The 17,483-nt window shown below is 58.5% G+C and carries 13 protein-coding genes and 2 pseudogenes; 11 read left to right on the forward strand and 4 right to left on the reverse strand.

The window, feature by feature from the left end; genetic code table 11:
• Positions 1-2,020, reverse strand: a 2,020-nt coding sequence (gene acnA, locus PMI31_RS27310; protein ID WP_008022981.1) for an aconitate hydratase AcnA, incomplete at its 3' end; no start/stop codon positions are given.
• Between the two features lie 312 nt (positions 2,021-2,332).
• Between acnA and rlmM the strand changes: the two genes are divergently transcribed.
• Both rlmM and tusA read left to right on the forward strand, forming a co-directional pair.
• Positions 2,333-3,406 carry a 23S rRNA (cytidine(2498)-2'-O)-methyltransferase RlmM gene (gene rlmM / locus PMI31_RS27315; protein WP_008022982.1) on the forward strand — a complete coding sequence of 358 codons (1,074 nt, stop codon included), beginning with the start codon at positions 2,333-2,335 and terminating at the stop codon, positions 3,404-3,406.
• Positions 3,407-3,566: 160 nt separating this feature from the next.
• Positions 3,567-3,818 (forward strand): sulfurtransferase TusA, encoded by a 252-nt coding sequence (tusA, locus tag PMI31_RS27320; protein ID WP_007974070.1) that lies wholly within the window; start codon positions 3,567-3,569, stop codon positions 3,816-3,818.
• Between the two features lie 112 nt (positions 3,819-3,930).
• Here tusA and PMI31_RS27325 read toward each other — a convergent pair whose 3' ends face one another.
• The gene (locus PMI31_RS27325) at positions 3,931-5,325 is read right to left on the reverse strand and encodes an MATE family efflux transporter (protein ID WP_008022983.1); all 1,395 of its coding nucleotides are present in this window, start codon (positions 5,323-5,325) and stop codon (positions 3,931-3,933) included.
• Between the two features lie 257 nt (positions 5,326-5,582).
• Between PMI31_RS27325 and pdxB the strand changes: the two genes are divergently transcribed.
• Together pdxB and PMI31_RS31525 are read left to right on the forward strand one after the other, a co-directional pair.
• A complete protein-coding gene (pdxB, locus tag PMI31_RS27330; protein WP_008022985.1) occupies positions 5,583-6,725 on the forward strand; it encodes a 4-phosphoerythronate dehydrogenase PdxB in 1,143 nt (380 codons plus the stop codon).
• Positions 6,726-6,798: 73 nt separating this feature from the next.
• Positions 6,799-6,885, forward strand: a pseudogene (locus tag PMI31_RS31525) (outer membrane lipoprotein carrier protein LolA); the annotation flags it as partial.
• 78 nt (positions 6,886-6,963) lie between these two features.
• Here the strand turns inward: PMI31_RS31525 and PMI31_RS27335 are convergent.
• The gene (locus tag PMI31_RS27335) at positions 6,964-7,143 is read right to left on the reverse strand and encodes a PA1571 family protein (RefSeq protein ID WP_008022987.1); all 180 of its coding nucleotides are present in this window, start codon (positions 7,141-7,143) and stop codon (positions 6,964-6,966) included.
• A 251-nt stretch (positions 7,144-7,394) separates the two neighbouring features.
• Between PMI31_RS27335 and PMI31_RS27340 the strand changes: the two genes are divergently transcribed.
• Complete coding sequence (locus tag PMI31_RS27340; protein ID WP_162130452.1) at positions 7,395-9,176, forward strand: ABC transporter transmembrane domain-containing protein; 1,782 nt, start codon at positions 7,395-7,397, stop codon at positions 9,174-9,176.
• 86 nt (positions 9,177-9,262) lie between these two features.
• Here the strand turns inward: PMI31_RS27340 and PMI31_RS27345 are convergent, their stop codons facing one another.
• Positions 9,263-11,191, reverse strand: a complete 1,929-nt coding sequence (locus PMI31_RS27345; RefSeq protein ID WP_008022989.1) for a transglycosylase SLT domain-containing protein — start codon at positions 11,189-11,191, stop codon at positions 9,263-9,265.
• Between the two features lie 213 nt (positions 11,192-11,404).
• Here PMI31_RS27345 and PMI31_RS27350 point away from each other — a divergent pair, with 213 nt between their 5' ends.
• The 6 genes and pseudogenes from PMI31_RS27350 to PMI31_RS27375 all read left to right on the forward strand — a co-directional run bounded on the left by PMI31_RS27350 (position 11,405) and on the right by PMI31_RS27375 (position 17,482).
• On the forward strand, positions 11,405-13,324 hold the full coding sequence (locus tag PMI31_RS27350) for an ATP-binding cassette domain-containing protein (RefSeq protein WP_008022990.1): 1,920 nt from the start codon (positions 11,405-11,407) through the stop codon (positions 13,322-13,324).
• Between the two features lie 92 nt (positions 13,325-13,416).
• Positions 13,417-13,563 (forward strand): hypothetical protein, encoded by a 147-nt coding sequence (locus PMI31_RS30895; protein WP_008022991.1) that lies wholly within the window; start codon positions 13,417-13,419, stop codon positions 13,561-13,563.
• Positions 13,557-13,791 (forward strand): annotated as a pseudogene (locus PMI31_RS27355) (HU family DNA-binding protein). The gene PMI31_RS30895 and the pseudogene PMI31_RS27355 overlap by 7 nt, the downstream one beginning before the upstream one ends.
• A 263-nt stretch (positions 13,792-14,054) precedes the next feature.
• Complete coding sequence (locus PMI31_RS27360; protein ID WP_008022992.1) at positions 14,055-15,122, forward strand: LPS O-antigen chain length determinant protein WzzB; 1,068 nt, start codon at positions 14,055-14,057, stop codon at positions 15,120-15,122.
• Between the two features lie 200 nt (positions 15,123-15,322).
• Complete coding sequence (locus tag PMI31_RS31530) at positions 15,323-15,898, forward strand: nucleotidyltransferase substrate binding protein (protein WP_008022993.1); 576 nt, start codon at positions 15,323-15,325, stop codon at positions 15,896-15,898.
• Positions 15,899-16,219: 321 nt separating this feature from the next.
• Positions 16,220-17,482: an oligosaccharide flippase family protein gene (locus PMI31_RS27375; RefSeq protein WP_008022994.1), complete on the forward strand. Its 1,263-nt coding sequence runs from the start codon at positions 16,220-16,222 to the stop codon at positions 17,480-17,482.
• Position 17,483 lies beyond the last annotated feature (1 nt).

The raw sequence follows: 17,483 nt of genomic DNA on the forward strand, positions 1-17,483 counted from the left end.
CTGGCGGTGGGCCGCCGATGTCGTCGAAGAACGGTGGATGCTGGATGTAGGTCGAGTCGTCCTGCCAGACATAAGTCGCCGCTTGCGGGACTTCAATCGCCTGCCATTGCGCGTCACCGGCGAACACTTCGGCGTATTCCTTGTGGAACATCGCGGTGTTGACCTGATTCACCGCGTCGGCGATTTCCTTGCTGCTTGGCCAGATGTCCCGCAGGTAAACCGGTTTGCCGTCCTTGTCATTGCCCAACGGCTCGCGGCTGAGGTCGGTGCGTACCGTGCCCGCCAGCGCATAGGCCACCACCAGCGGCGGCGAGGCCAGCCAGTTGGTTTTCACCAATGGATGCACCCGGCCTTCGAAGTTGCGATTGCCTGAGAGCACGGAAGCCACGGTCAGGTCGGCTTGCTGGATGGCTTTTTCGATGGGCTCCGACAGCGGCCCGGAGTTGCCGATGCAGGTGGTGCAGCCATAGCCGACCAAGGCGAAGCCCAATTCATCGAGGTATTGGGTCAGGCCGGCCGCCTTGTAGTAGTCGGTGACCACCTTCGAGCCCGGTGCCAGCGAGCTCTTCACCCAAGGCTTGCGTTTCAGGCCTTTTTCCACGGCTTTCTTCGCCACCAGCCCGGCCGCCATCATCACGCTCGGGTTGGAGGTGTTGGTGCAGGAGGTGATGGCGGCAATCACCACCGCGCCGTTTTTCAGGCGATAGGTCTGGCCTTCGTGGTGGTAATCCGCTTCACCGGCCAGATCCGCGTTGCCGACGGCGACGCCGCCACCGCCTTCACTTTCCAGACGACCTACTTCCTTGCTGGTGGGTTTGAATTGCTGGTCGATGAAGTCACTGAAGGCTTGGGCGACATTCGGCAGCGACACCCGGTCCTGCGGGCGTTTCGGCCCCGCGAGGCTGGCTTCGACGCTGCCCATGTCCAGCGCCAGGCTGTCGGTGAACAGCGGTTCCTGGCCGGGCAGGCGCCACAGGCCCTGAGCCTTGCTGTAGGCCTCGACCAGTTGCACCGTTTCGAGGGGGCGACCGGACAGGCGCAGGTACTCCAGCGTTACCTCGTCCACCGGGAAGAAACCGCAGGTGGCGCCGTATTCCGGGGCCATGTTGGCGATGGTCGCGCGGTCGGCCAGCGGCAGGTCGGTGAGGCCGTCGCCGTAGAACTCGACGAATTTGCCCACCACGCCTTTCTTGCGCAGCATCTGGGTGACGGTCAGCACCAGGTCGGTGGCGGTGATGCCTTCCTTGAGCTTGCCGGTGAGTTTGAAACCGATCACCTCCGGAATCAGCATCGACACCGGTTGCCCGAGCATCGCCGCTTCCGCCTCGATACCACCGACGCCCCAGCCGAGCACGCCGAGGCCGTTGATCATGGTGGTGTGGGAATCGGTGCCCACCAACGTGTCGGGGAAGGCATAGGTGTGGCCGCCCTCGTCCTTGGTCCAGACCGTGCGGCCGAGGTATTCAAGGTTCACCTGGTGGCAGATCCCGGTGCCCGGCGGCACTACGCTGAAGTTGTCGAAGGCACTCTGGCCCCAGCGCAGAAAGGCGTAACGTTCGCCATTGCGCTGCATTTCGATGTCGACGTTCTGTTCGAAGGCGCTGCTGCTGGCGAACTTGTCGACCATCACCGAGTGGTCGATCACCAGGTCTACCGGCGACAGCGGGTTGATCCGCTGCGGATTGCCGCCGGCCTTGGCCATCGCCGCGCGCATGGCGGCCAGGTCGACCACCGCCGGTACGCCAGTGAAGTCTTGCATCAGCACCCGCGCCGGGCGGAACTGGATTTCGCGGTCGGAGCGACGCTCCTTGAGCCACGCGGCCAGTGCCTTGAGGTCGGCGCCGGTGACGGTTTTTTCGTCCTCCCAGCGCAGCAGGTTTTCCAGCAGTACCTTCAACGACATCGGCAACTTGTCCAGCTCGCCCAGGCTCCTGGCGGCAGCGGGCAGGCTGAAGTAGTGGTAGGTCTTGTTGCCAACTTGCAGGGTTTTCAAAGTCTTCAGGCTATCGAGGGACGGCATTGCAATCACTCCTTGAAGTCCGCACGGCTACGGACTGAGGGGACGGGCAGAGCATTAAACCTAGCCCTGTTTTCAGTAGCTGGCTAATAACCTGACTCTATCGACAAGCTCCAGCTCCCGATCTCGGCTATCATGCGCCGGTTTTCGTGACAGGCTTTGCTTTAGCGCAAGCGGTCTCTCTTTGTAGGAGCGAGCCTGCTCGCGATGGACGTTAACGATAACGCGTGTTTCCTGAATAAACGCGCCGCCCTTGAGTCCATCGTCGGAACGCCGCCCGGAGCAAGCTCGCTCCTACAGGGTCCAGGAGTATTAATGAACACCCTATTCATGCATTGCCGGCCGGGCTTCGAAGGTGAAGTCTGTTCCGAGATTTCCGACCTTGCCGCACGGCTGAACGTGGCCGGTTATGCCAAGGCCAAGGCCGCCACGGCTTGCGCCGAATTCGTCTGCACCGAAGAAGACGGCGCCGAGCGCCTGATGCGCGGGCAGCGTTTCGCCGAGCTGATTTTCCCGCGTCAGTGGGCCCGGGGGATTTTCATCGATCTGCCGGAAACCGACCGCATCAGCGTGATCCTCGATCATATGGCGGACTTTCCGCTGTGCGGCAGCCTGTGGCTGGAAATGGTCGACACCAACGACGGCAAGGAACTGTCGAACTTCTGCAAGAAATTCGAAGTGCACCTGCGCAAGGCGCTGATGGCCGCCGGCAAACTGGTGGAGGACGCGCACAAGCCGCGTCTGCTGCTGACCTTCAAAAGCGGCCGTGAAGTGTTCATGGGCCTGGCCGAGTCGAACAACTCGGCCATGTGGCCGATGGGCATTCCCCGCTTGAAGTTTCCACGGGAGGCGCCGAGCCGCTCGACCCTGAAGCTGGAAGAGGCCTGGCACCACTTCATCCCGCGCGACCAGTGGGACGAGCGCCTGCACAGCGACATGACCGGCGTCGACTTGGGAGCCGCTCCCGGTGGCTGGACCTGGCAACTGGTCAACCGCGGCATGCTGGTGACCGCCATCGACAACGGCCCGATGGCCGAAAGCCTGATGGACACCGGTCTGGTGCAGCATCTGATGGCTGACGGTTTCACCTTCAAGCCCAAGCAGCCGGTGGACTGGATGGTTTGCGACATCGTCGAGAAGCCGGCGCGCAACGCCGCAATGCTGGAAGAGTGGATCGGTGACGGCCATTGCCGCGAGGCAGTGGTCAACCTCAAGCTGCCGATGAAACAGCGTTATGCCGAAGTGAAACGGTTGCTGGAGCGTATCGCCGATGGCTTCAAGGCACGGGGCATCAAGGTCGAAATTGGCTGCAAGCAGCTGTACCACGACCGCGAGGAAGTGACGTGCCATTTGCGTCGGCTGGACGTGAAGAAACCCAAGTCCCGTTAATCTGTAGGAGCTGGCTTGCCAGCGAAGGGTCCCTTTCGTCATGCACCCAACTTGCGGACGCTTTCGCTGGCAAGCCAGCTCCTACAAAGGGCAGTGCGAGTCAAAGATGACGCAGGCCCCGGCAATGCGCGACAATGCCGGCCAGTTTCAGGAGTGAATCATGAGTGAAATGCTTGATACGCCGGTAGACGGCACCCTCGACGCCACCGGCCTCAACTGCCCCGAGCCGGTGATGATGCTGCACCAGCACATTCGTGACCTGGTGCCCGGCGGCCTGCTCAAGGTGATCGCCACCGACCCGTCGACCCGTCGCGACATTCCCAAGTTCTGTGTGTTTCTCGACCACGAACTGGTGGCGCAGCACGAGGAGGAGGGCACCTACCTCTACTGGATTCGCAAAAAGTCCGGCTGATCAGCCCCCCCTCCTGTAGGAGCTGGCTTGCCAGCGAAGGCGGTCTATCAGTCACTATCAAACTTGAATGACCCACCGCTTTCGCGAGCAAGCTCCTACAGGATTGCGGCGATCAACCCTGGTTGTTACGAATCCGTTTGCGCGCACTGAGCGTCAGGCGGATCGACAGCATCAGCGCCGCACAGCTCAAGCCGGCAATCAGCCCTTCCCACAGCCCGCTCGGGCCGCTGGCCGGACCGAACCGGTCGGTCAGCCCCAGCACGTAACCGACCGGCAGGCCGATGCCCCAATAGGCGAACAAGGTCAGGATCATCGTCACCCGGGTGTCCTGGTAGCCACGCAACGCGCCCGCGCAAATCACCTGGATGGCATCGGAAAACTGATACAGCGCGGCATAGACAATCAACATCGACGCAATCTGGATCACGTTCCTGTCAGGCGTGTAGATCGAGGCGATGGGTTCGCGCAGAAGCAGGATCAGGCTCGCCGAGAACGCCGCGAACACCAGTGCTGCGCCGAGCCCGACCTTCGCCGCGAAGCGCGCCTGCCAGGGATTGCCGGCCCCCAGTGCCTGACCCACCCGCACCGTTACCGCCATGCCCAGCGAGTAAGGAATCATGAACAGCAACGAGCTGATATTGAGAGCGATTTGATGCCCGGCCACCACGGTAGAGCCGAGACTGCCGATCAACAGGGCGATGACCGCGAAGATGCTGGACTCGGCGAAGACCGCGATACCGATCGGCAGGCCAATCCCGACCAGGCGCTTGATCACGGCCCATTGCGGACGGTCGAAGCGTACCAGCACACGGGTACGGGCATAGAAGGGGGCCCAGAACGTCCAGCCGGCCATGCTCAACGCCATGAACCACATCACAATGCCGCTGGCCCAGCCGCAACCGACGCCGCCCAGGGCGGGTGCACCGAAGTGGCCATAGATCAACGCATAGTTCAGCGGAATGTTTAACAGCAGGCCGCACAAGCCAATGACCATGCTCGGACGGGTCCGCCCCATACCATCGCTGTAGCAGCGCAGTACGTAATAAAAAGCCATGCCCGGCAAGCCGAAGGCGATACCGTGCAGGTAACCCATGCTCGGCTCGATCAATTGCGGATCGACTTTCATCCAGTGCAGGATCGGCTCGGCGCTGAGCAGCAGACCACTGCCGATCAACCCGACACAGAGTGCGAGCCACAGCGCCTGGCGCACCAGTGGCCCGATCTCGTCAAACTGCCTGGCGCCAAAGCGTTGTGCGACCTTGGGTGTGGTCGCCAGCAGGACGCCGGACATCAACAGGTAGACCGGAATCCAGATCGAGTTGCCCAGGGCCACGGAGGCCAGGTCCCGTGGGCTGACGCGGCCGGCCATCACTGCATCGACGAAGCCCATGGCCGTGGTGGCCAGTTGCGCGATCATGATGGGCAGGGCCAGGCCGAGCAGGCCCTTGAGTTCCAGGCGAACCGGGGTCGTGCGTGGGGCGGCGGTAGTGTCAGTCACGGAATTCACAAGCGAAGCGTCCAGAGGTTTTGATGCGCAGGGCCGCGCATTCTACGCGTTGACGCATCGGTCAGGAAAAGACTGTGTTGGGTATTTGTAATCGCACCGCTCTCCCTGTGTAGGAGCGAGCATGCTCGCGATGGGCGTTAACGATAACGAGGGCTGCCTGAATGAACGCGGTGCCCTCACATCCATCGCGAGCGTGCTCGCTCCTACACAGAGATGAATTCTGCGCCTACACTGCCAACCCGCCAAAGGAGCCTGCCATGCTGATTGTTGCCGACGAAAATATCCCCCTGCTCGATGCTTTCTTTGAAGGCTTCGGTGAAATCCGCCGGATGCCGGGTCGCGCCATCGACCGTGCCACGGTCGAGCAAGCCGATGTGCTGCTGGTGCGTTCGGTGACCAACGTCAACCGCGCGCTGCTCGAAGGCAGCAAGGTGCGCTTTGTCGGTACGTGCACCATCGGCACCGATCATCTGGACCTGGATTATTTTCAGCAGGCCGGTATCACCTGGTCCAGCGCACCGGGCTGCAATGCCCGCGGCGTGGTCGACTATGTGCTCGGCAGCTTGCTGACCCTGGCCGAAATCGAAGGCGCCGACCTGACCCGACGTACCTACGGTGTGGTCGGTGCCGGCGAAGTGGGCGGACGGCTGGTCAAGGTCCTGCAAGGCCTGGGCTGGAAGGTGCTGGTGTGCGATCCACCACGGCAAGCGGCTGAAGGGGGTGACTACGTCAGCCTCGAGCAAATCATCGAGGCCTGCGACGTCATCAGTCTGCACACACCGTTGACTAAGCAGGGCCAGCAGTCGACCTGGCATTTGTTTGACGAAAAACGTCTGAACCAGCTCAAGCCCGGTACCTGGCTGATCAATGCCAGTCGCGGACCGGTGGTCAATAACGCGGCACTGCGCGATGTGCTGCTGGAGCGCGAAGACCTGCAAGCGGTGCTCGATGTCTGGGAAGGCGAGCCTGAAGTCGACGTGGCGCTGGCCGAGCTGTGCGTGCTGGCAACGCCGCACATTGCCGGTTACAGCCTCGATGGCAAGCAGCGAGGGACCGCGCAGATCTATCAGGCGTATTGCGATTTCCTCGGGCAACCGGCCCGCGTCAGCCTGAGCGATTTGCTGCCGGCACCCTGGCTGTCGCACGTGACCCTGAATGCGCAAAGCGACCCGGCCTGGGCGTTGGCGATGCTGTGCCGTGGCGTGTATGACCCGCGTCGTGACGATGCGGATTTCCGTCGCAGCCTGGTCGGCAGTGTCAGCGAGCAGCGTGCGGCGTTTGATGTGCTGCGCAAAAATTATCCTTCGCGCCGTGAGATCGACGGGTTGCAGGTGCGGATCGAGGGTGACTCGGCGGAGTTGCAGAGGATTGTGGCGGCGTTGGGGGCGACGGCAGTCTGATATGGCCCCTTCGCGAGCAGGCTCGCTCCCACACGGGATCTTCATGCGCCACAAATCCCCTGTAGGAGCGAGCATGCTCGCGATGGTCGTCAACGATGACGTGGGCAGCCTGACACCCCGTGGCGCTCTCAGGTTCATCGCGAGCAAGCTCGCTCCTACAGAGAGGGGGGAATTGCTTTTTTACCGGCAATAAAAAACCCGGCCAACAATGGGCCGGGTCAAGAAGACGGTGGCTATATCACTTTTGTTCGGCAGGCTTGACCAATCGCTTTTCCAGTTCGCTGCACGCTTTCTGGATCATCTTTTCAGTGATCGGTACTTCGCGACCTTGCTCGTCAATAATCGAGCAACCCAGAGACTGGTCTGGTTGTGTGCGGATCACTTGAATCTTGTCATCGCTGCGGTGTTGCAAGGACATGGCCTGTCTCCTCATCAGGTTGTTTGCTTACTGTAGAGCCGCCAGGTGACCGGGCTATGACAACTCCCTGCGATCTTTCCGGGGGGGCACAACCAGTCCACCAGAAATGCCACGACGTGGCTAGCCGAACTTTAGACCAATAGCGTCTAGCCTCTAGTGTTGGAGGACATAATTAACCTGACTCATTGTGATTTGCAGCGAGCCACCCCATTGAGCGGTGTAGGCTGACCCTAATGACTGCTTTGTTCTGGATGAATGCGATGCTCTCTGCCCGTCACCGCCGTGCCTTTCGCCTGGCCAGTCGTTTCATCGCGCCCTATCGCTGGCAGGCCTTCGGCGCCTTGCTGGCGTTGATCGTCACCGCTGGCATCACCTTGTCCATGGGACAGGGCATTCGCCTGCTGGTGGACAAGGGGTTCATGACCCAGTCACCGCATCTGCTCAATCAATCCATCACTCTGTTCATGTTGCTGGTCCTGGGGCTGGCGATCGGTACGTTTGTACGGTTTTACCTGGTGTCGTGGATCGGCGAGCGCTGCGTCGCCGACATCCGGCGTCAGGTGTTCAATCATCTGATTTATCTGCACCCCGGGTTTTACGAAGACAATCGCAGTTCCGAAATCCAGTCCCGCCTGACCGCCGACACCACGCTGCTGCAGTCGGTCATCGGTTCTTCGCTGTCGTTGTTCTTGCGCAATCTGTTGATGGTGATCGGCGGGATCGTCCTGTTGTTCATCACCAACCCCAAGCTCACCAGCATCGTGGTGGTGGCCTTGCCCCTGGTGATCGCACCGATCCTGATCTTCGGACGTCGGGTGCGTAACCTTTCACGCCTGAGTCAGGACCGGATTGCCGATATCGGCAGTTATGTGTCGGAAACCCTTGGCCAGATCAAGACCGTGCAGGCCTATAACCATCAGGCCCAGGATGAGGGACGGTTTGCCGTGACGGTGGAGGAGGCGTTCAACACTGCGCGCAAGCGTATCTTCCAGCGGGCGTGGCTGATTACCCTGGTGATCGTTCTGGTATTGGGCGCGGTCGGGGTGATGCTCTGGGTTGGCGGCATGGACGTCATCGCCGGGCGAATATCCGCCGGCGAGCTGGCGGCGTTCGTGTTCTACAGCCTGATCGTCGGCAGTGCGTTCGGCACCTTGAGCGAGGTGATCGGCGAATTGCAGCGGGCGGCCGGTGCGGCCGAACGGATTGCCGAGCTGTTGCGCTCGGAAAACATCATTCTGCCGCCGGTCTCAGGCGCGGTGACACTGCCGGAACGGGTCGACGGCCACCTGCAATTGCAAAATGTGCGTTTTTCCTACCCGTCGCGGCCGGAAAGTTATGCTGTCGACGGCTTGAACCTGACCGTGAATGCCGGTGAGACGTTGGCGCTGGTCGGGCCATCAGGGGCCGGCAAGTCGACGGTGTATGACTTGCTGCTGCGCTTTTACGACCCGGCCGAGGGACGCATCCTGCTTGATGGCGTGCCGTTGACTCAACTCGATCCACTGGATCTGCGCCGCTGCTTCGCCCTGGTGTCACAAACCCCGGCGCTGTTTTTCGGCAGCATTGAAGAAAACCTTCGCTATGGCAATCCGAAGGCGACTTCGGCCGAGGTACAGGAAGCGGCAAAAATCGCTTACGCCCATGACTTTATCGAAGCCATGCCCAACGGTTACCGGACGCATCTGGGGGATGGGGGGCTCGGCTTGTCCGGCGGCCAGCGCCAACGCCTGGCCATCGCCCGCGCATTGCTGGTGGATGCCCCGATCCTGCTCCTCGACGAAGCCACCAGCGCCCTCGACGCCCAGAGCGAACATCTGATCCAGCAGGCATTGCCGAGCCTGATGAAAAACCGTACCACCCTGGTGATTGCCCATCGTCTGGCCACGGTGAAAAACGCCGATCGAATCGCGGTGATGGATCAGGGGAAGCTGGTGGCGGTGGGGACGCATCAGGAACTGATTGCCAGCAATGCATTGTATGCGCGGTTGGCGGCGTTGCAGTTCAGCGACGACAAGGTCGTCGCTGAACCGTAGGAGCTGGCTTGCCAGCGAAGGGGAGTGTCAGGCAACTCTATGCTGAATGAGTCGCCGCCTTCGCCGGCAAGCCGGCTCCTACAGAATCATTGATCATCGAAAAACCGCTCATGCCAATCCACGATCGGTTGTGGCGAATTGAGCTTCTGGCCGTAGATCACCGAATACGACAATACGTTTTGCACGTACTGGCGGGTTTCGTCGAACGGGATGCTTTCCACCCACACGTCGAAACTCAGGTGGTCGGCACCGCGCAGCCATTGGCGTACGCGGCCGGGGCCGGCGTTGTAGGCGGCGGAGGCGAGGACGCGGTTGCCGTTGAACTGGCTGTGCACCTGGCTCAGGTAAGCGGCGCCGAGCTGGATGTTCTTGTCCGGATCGAACAATTGCTGTGGCGAGCTATACGGAATGCTGAACTTGCGTGCGGTTTCCTTGGCGGTGGCGGGCATCAGTTGCATCAGGCCCGAGGCGCCGACACCGGAGCGGGCGTCGTCCATGAATGCGCTTTCCTGGCGGGTGATGGCGAACGCCCAGCTCGGATGCAGGCCACGGTTCTTCGCTTCACGCACCAGGGTGTTGCGGTGAGCCATCGGAAAGCGGATATCCAGGTCATCCCAATACTGCGCCTGACTGATGGTGCGGATCGCCGGGAAGTACCATTTCAGGTCGTAGGCCAGTTTGGCTTGGGCGACCATTTCGTCGCGGCTGAAATGACGGCTGACGTAATACCACTCGCGGCGACCATCGACGACCTGCCCGCGGGCGTGCAGCTCCAGGGCGCGACGCACACCGGGCGTGTTTCTCACCTTGTTGATGGTGGCCTGGCTGAGCACCAGCGGTTTGTTCAGCAGCGAGTAGGGTGACTGTGAGCGATCGGCGGCGAGGAAACCGTAGAAGTCGCGTTCGCGGGCCAGGCTTTTATAGAGCGTCTGTGCTTCCGGATTCTGCGGTTGCGCCAGTTCCAGGCTACGGGCCTGCCAGTAGCGCCAGCGGTTGGTGGTGGCCAGGTCCTGGGGCAGGCGGCGGGTCAACTGATAGGCATCGTCCCAGCGCGCCAGGCGCAGGAGCAGGCGCAGGCGCCATTCGGAAACCGTGTTGTCGCGCAGTTCGGGGTCGTATTTGGTCATGACATCCAGTGCACGGCTGTCGAAGCGTCGTGCGAGGGTCAGGCCGATTTCCCGGGCGATCGCCACTTTTTCATCCCGGGAGAAGTGCATGCTGCTGGCGTAACCATCGAGCAGGTCCATGGCCTTGTCCGGGTCCTGGCGGGCCAGACGGCGCAGGCCGAGGCTGACCACGTCGGACATGGCTTCATCGGCCGGGGTGAAGCGTGACGGCTGGTTGAGCAGTTCCGGTTTCTGCGCGACGTCTACCAGCAAGCGGCCGCGAGGGGCGAGGGTGGTCATGCTGTTGACCAGGCTGTTGGCCAGCGGGTAGTTGCGCGCCTGGGCGGCGAGTTTGGCGCGCTCCCAGCGTTTTTGCTCGGTCAATTGGCCATCCGCGGCCCACATGCCGAACACGGTATCGCAGGCTTCGGGTTGGGATTTGCCGGTCAACCAGAGCTTTTCAGTGTTGGCATAACCTTCGGATTTGAGGTTATGGCTGATCTGGTACTGCGCATTCAGGCAGTCCAGTTCGGTGAAGTTCATCTTGGGGTCGTAATACCTGACGAAGGTCGCCCAGTCGTCCCGCTCCGCCAGCCAGCGCAACCAGCGCAGTTTCATCCAGTTGGCCTGGGGCAGGTCACCGTGTTCGGCGAGGAATTTCTCGATTTCGGCGTTGCTCGCGGTTTTCAGGCGCGCTGTCAGCTCGTCGTAAGCCAGGTACGGTTCCAGTGGATAATCGGCGAGGGCCCGACTGTAACGGAAGTACGGGCCGCTATCGCCCTTGGCCAGGGCGCGTTTGGCTTCATCGTAATACTGGCGTTGGGTGGAAAGGTCCACCGCCTGGGCGGATTGAACGGCAGCGGCAGAGAGAAGAAAGCAGGATAAAAGTCTGAAGAGGCGACTGCGCATGAGACGTCCGGGCAGAGAAATCATGACAAGTGCGGGCCGGGCCCGCACTGAATTGTCTGTAGCTTAGCCTTTTGCCAGCAGCCGGCGAAAGCTTTGCGGGTGATCCCGCATCAGTTCGCAACATTTGTCGTTCAGAGTACGACGAGAGTGAAATTGCCGGCCTTCTGAAGCCTCAAGTCAGGTAGAATGCGCGCCCGGTTTTTGGAGAAGCTCATGACCCTGCTCAAATTCAGCGATGTGTCCCTTGCTTTCGGCGCTATGCCGTTGTTGGACAAGGTGTCCTGGCAGATCGCCCGTGGTGAGCGGGTGTGCATCATCGGCCGCAACGGCACTGGCAAGTCCAGCATGATGAAGCTCGTCAAGGGCGACCAGAAGCCCGATGACGGCTCCGTTTGGCGCGCACCCGGGCTCAAGATCGGCGAATTGCCGCAAGAATTGCCGGTGGCCGACGAGCGGACAGTGTTCGACGTGGTGGCCGAAGGCCTTGATGGTGTCGGTGCGTTGCTCGCCGAGTATCACCACCTGAGCCAGAACATCGTCACCGATGCTGACCTGGACAAACTGATGCACGTCCAGCACGACCTCGAAGCCCGCGATGGCTGGCGCTTGCAGACCCTCGTCGACAGCACCTTGAGCCGTCTGCAACTGCCGGCCGACAAGACTCTCGCCGAGTTGTCCGGCGGCTGGCGTCGTCGCGTCCTGCTGGCCCAGGCCCTGGTGTCCGAGCCGGACCTGCTGCTGCTCGACGAACCGACCAACCACCTGGACATCGGTGCCATCGCCTGGCTTGAAGAAGCGCTGAAGGACTTCCAGGGCGCCGTGCTGTTCATCACGCACGACCGTTCTTTTCTGCAGAACCTGGCAACCCGCATCCTCGAACTGGATCGCGGCGGCCTGATCGACTGGAACGGCGACTACGCCAGTTTCCTCGTGCACAAGGAAGCCGCACTGGCGGCCGAAGAAACCGCCAATGCGTTGTTCGACAAGCGCCTGGCCCAGGAAGAAGTGTGGATTCGCCAGGGCATCAAGGCCCGCCGCACCCGTAACGAAGGCCGCGTACGTGCGCTCAAAGCCTTGCGTGTCGAGCGCAGCGAGCGTCGTGAGCGTACCGGCAAGGCCAACATCCAGCTGGAAACCGCCGACAAGTCCGGCAAGCAGGTGATGGTCCTCGATAACGTGAGCTTCGCTCACCCGGACGGTCCGTTCCTGATCAAGGACTTCTCCATGGTGTTGCAGCGTGGCGACCGTATCGGTCTGCTGGGCGCCAACGGTACCGGCAAGACCACCCTGCTGAAGCTGATGCTCAGCGGTTTGCAGCCGACCAGCGGCAAAGTGGAAGAGGGCACCCGGATCGATGTCGCCTACTTCGACCAGTTGCGCCATCAGCTGGACCTGGAAAAAACCGTGATCGACAACGTCGCCGAAGGTCGCGACTTCATCGATATCGACGGCCAGAGCCGCCATGTGCTGAGCTACCTCGGCGACTTCCTGTTCAGCCCGCAGCGTGCGCGCACGCCAGTCAAGGCGCTGTCCGGTGGTGAGCGTGCCCGTCTGTTGCTGGCCAAGCTGTTCAGCAAGCCGGCGAACCTGCTGGTACTCGACGAACCGACCAACGACCTCGACGTCGAAACCCTCGAATTGCTCGAAGAGGTCCTGCTGACCTTCAACGGCACCGTACTGATGGTCAGCCACGACCGGGCATTCCTCGATAACGTGGTCACCAGTACCCTGGTTTTCGAAGGCGAAGGCAAGGTGCGCGAGTACGTCGGTGGATACCAGGACTGGCTGCGCCAGGGCGGCTCGCCGCGCCTGCTGGGCGTGACCGAGAGCAAGTCTGGCAAGGCCGACCTGAACTCCGCCGTGGTGAAGGCCGAGCCTGCGCCGGTGGCGGCAGCCGTCGAAGCGCCAGTGGCGAAGAAAAAGCTCAGCTACAAGTTGCAGCGCGAGCTGGAAGCGTTGCCGGGGCAGATCGAAGCCATGGAGCAGCAGATTGCCGCCGTTGAAGCACAGATGGCGGATGCGGGCTTCTATCAGCGTCCTGCTGCCGAAACGGCTGCGGTGATTGCTCAGCTGGAGCAGTTGCAGGCTGAGCTCGACATCATGGTTGAGCGTTGGGCCGAGCTGGATGCCTGATTGATCCGGCAATAAAAAGGCTATGTCTGCGCTAGTGGTTTAATGGCCAATAGCGGCCTGAATTTCATGGTGAGTCTTCACGGGAGGTCGCCATGAAATCGGTCGAGTTTCGCGGCTGGCTGGAGGGGTTGTCGCCGCTAAGTCGGGAGCAGTGTGGGCGCGTAAAGGCGAGCCTGACGCAGGCCGCGCAGCAAGAGGAGGTGATTGCGCTCCTGGAGCACATGGCGCCAGCTTGTTGATCGAGCGGATCGTTACGTACCAAGGGCTGCTGTCGCCGAAGGATGTCGAGCTGGCCATCAAGACCATGTTCGAGCAGTTGTCGCAGGCGCTATCGACCGGTGATCGTATCGAAATCCGTGGCTTTGGCAGCTTCCCCCTGCATTTCCGTGCGCCTGGATGGTAAATTTGTGCCGCATTTCAAGCCGGGAAAGGCGTTGCGCGATCGGGTGAATGAGGAGGAATGGTAGGGCGTAGGGTCTGTCGGTAAGGACGGTTTTACGCATCCTGCAGCCTGTCAGGCCTTGTAATAGTTCACATACTGAGAGAATATCGCGCTGAGTTTGTAGCTCGTTCCGGCAGTGAGGATTCTCTTCTTTGGAGCGTCTGAAGGAGAGGCTGTTATCTAGGCCAAAGAATCAAAGGGTTGCGAGCGGATTTTTTAGTCCCCATCCCCATTCTCATCCCATTGCTGAGCTGCCGATATTAATTTTTTTATTAGTCCGGAGTTTCAGTGAGTCAGATTCCACCTGCTAGCAGCAACATACCCTCAGATGAGATTGACTTAGTTGAGTTGCTTGAGCAACTCTGGAAGCAAAAGCTCCTGATCGCTCTTGTTACACTGATAGTCACAGTCCTAGCCGCTAGTTATACCTTTTTGTCCGCGCCAGTCTACGAGGCAAAAACCAGTTTGTTGCCGCCGCGCTTGGCAGATATCGCAGGTTATAATCTGGGTCGAGCTGAGGCCGGGCTTCCAGAATTTACTGTGGAAAAAATATACTCTATTTTCACCCGAAACCTTCGCTCAGAATATCAGCGCAATAGTTTTTTTGAGCAAGTCTATCTTCCTGCGCAGGTAGCTGAGGGTGCTCCAGAAACGAAAGATCAGCTTCGGGAAGCTCTCAATAGGAAGCTAGTCGTCAGCAATCCAGATGCTAAAAATAACCCCGATCGATTCGAAGTGGCAGTGCAGTCTGCAGTCTCGAGCAGGGCGGCAGAGTGGGCGAATTTGTATGTTGAGCGGGCGGCGAACAAGACCCGGCAAGATATGGCTGATACGGTCGCGACTGAAATCAGTACGCGAGTCAAGTCGATCAAGAGTCGAATTGAGGTGTTACGTGAGAATGCCAAAAAGCTTCGCGAGGACCGCATCGCTCGCCTGAATGAGGCTTTGATCGTTGCGGATAAAGTGGGTGTGCAAGCGCCACAGGTCAAAGCCAGTAGAACATCGTCGGATGGTGAGTTGGAGCAGTTCGTTGATGGTAACTTGATATATATGCGTGGTGCCAAAGCCATTCGCGCCGAACTGACAGTATTGCAAAGCCGTACGAATGACGATCCATTTATAGCCGGTCTACGTGATTTTGAAAATCAATTGGATTTTCTCTCCAAGGTTAGTGTGAGTCCAGATAACGTTACGGTTTTCACCTTGGATAATACTGCCGAAGCCCCTGAAGCCCCAATCAAGTCTAAAAAGACGCTGATAATAGCTCTTGGTGTTGTTCTTGGCGGTATGTTAGGCGTGTTTATTGCTCTGATCCGTGGTATGAGGGTGAAGCGTCGTCAGCCAAGCCTAAGCTAATCGATTCCCTTGTCTCTGGTTAAAGATGACCTTGAATGCTGAAGCTATCCGCTGGGAACAACGCTTGCCCAACTTCTGCAAAGCCTTTGCGCAGTTGGGCGAGGCTGTTGCCTTGATGCAGGTTCGAGAACTCTCCAGGCTGGAGAAGCAAGGGGGGTATCCAGGCCTTCGAGTACACTTACGGGCTGGCTTGGAATGCCTTGAAGGATTTCCTGATATGGCAGGGTATCGAAGGCATTACCGGCTCACGGGATACTATCCGGGAAGCATTCAGCAAGGGGCTCATTGAAGAGGGTCAAGGCTGGATGAGCATGCTGGCCGATCGCAATAGAACGTCGCATGCCTACAACGAAGAAACGGCAGAAGCTATCCTCGGGAACATCCGCCTGCAGCACCATGCCTTGCTGATGGCACTGGAAAAGGTACTGCTTGCCAGAGTCGCACAAAAAAGCATGAATAGCCTGCCGGACAGCGGATTACCGGTAGCTGCCATCCATGCCATCTGCCAGGTGTTTGAGCGTTACCCAGGCTTGGCGCAGGCCGTCCTTTATGGCTCGCGAGCCAAGGACACCTTCAGGCCCGGATCGGATATCGATCTGACCTTAAAGGGTGAGCTGAGTGATCAAGAATTGTTGAACCTGTATGGTGACCCTGACGACCTGCTGCTCCCGTACAAGTTCGACCTGTCGCTCTACCGGCAGTTGGGTAATCCGGGCCTGCTCGAACACATCGAACGTGTTGGGCGGGTGTTCTATGGCAAAGGTCAAGAGTGTTAGTCAAATTTCGCATTATAGGTTAAGCGTCGGGTTGGCGGGGCGGGTTAGCCGCAGGCGTAACTCGGTAAACGAATTAAATTTTAAGTATCCAGAGCTCGTAGACTAAATGAGAATTCTTGTCACCGACGGTGCCGGCTCTATTGGCTCTGCGTTTATTCGCCAGATCACTCGCAACGCCAATGCTGCAAAAAATGCGGGTTATCTTTGGGTTTTTGAGTGTTCCGATAATTCGGGGCGAGGCTCGGGCCTCCAGGGTTGCTGCAAAGTTAGGTAGTTTTTTTATTGGTTTTTTATGCATTGCGCGCAAAGGTAAAGCAGTGAATGATTCTGAAAGGGTATGTGCATTTGCAAAAAAATATTGATAATTTGATTAACTTAACTTCATTGGCAGCTATTCAAGGAGGGAATGCTCTTCTGCCATTGTTCTTGTTCCCTTATTTTTTGAGTGTGATAGGGGCGGAAAAGTTTGCCGGCGTAGTGACTATGGAGGCTGTCGCGTTTATTGTCTTGACCTTCGCTTTGTATAGTTTTGATATCAGTGGTTTGAAGCAGGTAATTGAATCGAAAGGTAAAGGACGGGTCGAAGAAGCTGAGGTGTATTATTCAATTTTGTATGCTCGCTTAATTATGTTGAGTGGGATTTCGATCGTATTGATTGGATTTGTGGTTTTTTTGTTTCCGTCGTTTCTTGAGCTTGCGCTAATTTGGCTTTTATTTCCTTTGGGAGGTGTGTTGCAATCGTCTTACTATTATCAGGCGCTTGGGAAGAATAAACCATTGGCGGTGTTTGTGGTTATTCCTCGGTTGTTCTCATGTGTATTGGGAGTGATTTTTGTTGATAGTGCGTCTGATAAAATTTTTGTATCGGGGTTTATTTCCGTAAGTTATTTGATATCAGGTTTTATTTCGTTTTTCTATATTGCGTCGAATGTCGGGTTTTGTTCGCCGCTAAAATTATTCAAGCGATCCGTTGAGTTGCTATTCAAGGGGCGGGCGCTATTTGTCGCAAGTGTTTCTGTGCTGTTGTATCGTGCTAGCAATACCTTGCTCTTGTCTATAATGTCGGTCGGTCCGTTGGCGGTTTCTGCATATGCAATTGCTGAGAAATACGTTCGTATGATTCAGGCACTTACTTTTCCATTGAGTCAGTTATATGCGGTCCGTACCGTAGTTGATTTGTCTTGCCCGGGTGCTGAGTTGAGTGTTTTTACTGTGCTTTGGAAGAGTGTAAGGGTTCAGCTTTTTGTATCATCTATCGTGATATTTCTCTTTTTTCTGTTTGCAGGCATGTTGCGATTCTGGGGGGTTCTTCCGCTCTCCACTGAGGTTATGGCTCTCATTGGAGTCATGATTGGGTCGGTTTTGTTTGGGGTGGCTAATTATATTTGCGGTACAATGGCTTTGAGTACGCTTGGGAAGGAGCGAGCTTACGCAAAAATTGTCGCGGCTACGGGGTTCGTGACGGTCACGCTCTCTGCGATTTTAATCTCGTTTTTTTCCGAGTTAGGGGCTGCTGTAGCGTATATTTTTGGTGAGGCCTTTCTGTTTATGTTGATTTTGCTGACGCTGAGGAGAGGCGCTTAGA

It is taken from the genome of Pseudomonas sp. GM55 (assembly GCF_000282395.1).
Taxonomy (GTDB): Bacteria; Pseudomonadota; Gammaproteobacteria; order Pseudomonadales; family Pseudomonadaceae; genus Aquipseudomonas; species Aquipseudomonas fluorescens_CC.

What these genes read in the sequence shown, in the direction of transcription:
- PMI31_RS27335 (WP_008022987.1), bottom strand. Translation starts at nt 7,143, where the DNA reads ATGTCCTTGCAACACCGCAGCGATGACAAGATTCAAGTGATCCGCACA.
- pdxB (WP_008022985.1), top strand. Translation starts at nt 5,583, where the DNA reads ATGCTGATTGTTGCCGACGAAAATATCCCCCTGCTCGATGCTTTCTTT.
- PMI31_RS27340 (WP_162130452.1), top strand. Translation starts at nt 7,395, where the DNA reads ATGAATGCGATGCTCTCTGCCCGTCACCGCCGTGCCTTTCGCCTGGCC.
- rlmM (WP_008022982.1), top strand. Translation starts at nt 2,333, where the DNA reads ATGAACACCCTATTCATGCATTGCCGGCCGGGCTTCGAAGGTGAAGTC.
- PMI31_RS27345 (WP_008022989.1), bottom strand. Translation starts at nt 11,191, where the DNA reads ATGCGCAGTCGCCTCTTCAGACTTTTATCCTGCTTTCTTCTCTCTGCC.
- PMI31_RS27375 (WP_008022994.1), top strand. Translation starts at nt 16,220, where the DNA reads ATGATTCTGAAAGGGTATGTGCATTTGCAAAAAAATATTGATAATTTG.
- tusA (WP_007974070.1), top strand. Translation starts at nt 3,567, where the DNA reads ATGAGTGAAATGCTTGATACGCCGGTAGACGGCACCCTCGACGCCACC.
- PMI31_RS30895 (WP_008022991.1), top strand. Translation starts at nt 13,417, where the DNA reads ATGAAATCGGTCGAGTTTCGCGGCTGGCTGGAGGGGTTGTCGCCGCTA.
- PMI31_RS27350 (WP_008022990.1), top strand. Translation starts at nt 11,405, where the DNA reads ATGACCCTGCTCAAATTCAGCGATGTGTCCCTTGCTTTCGGCGCTATG.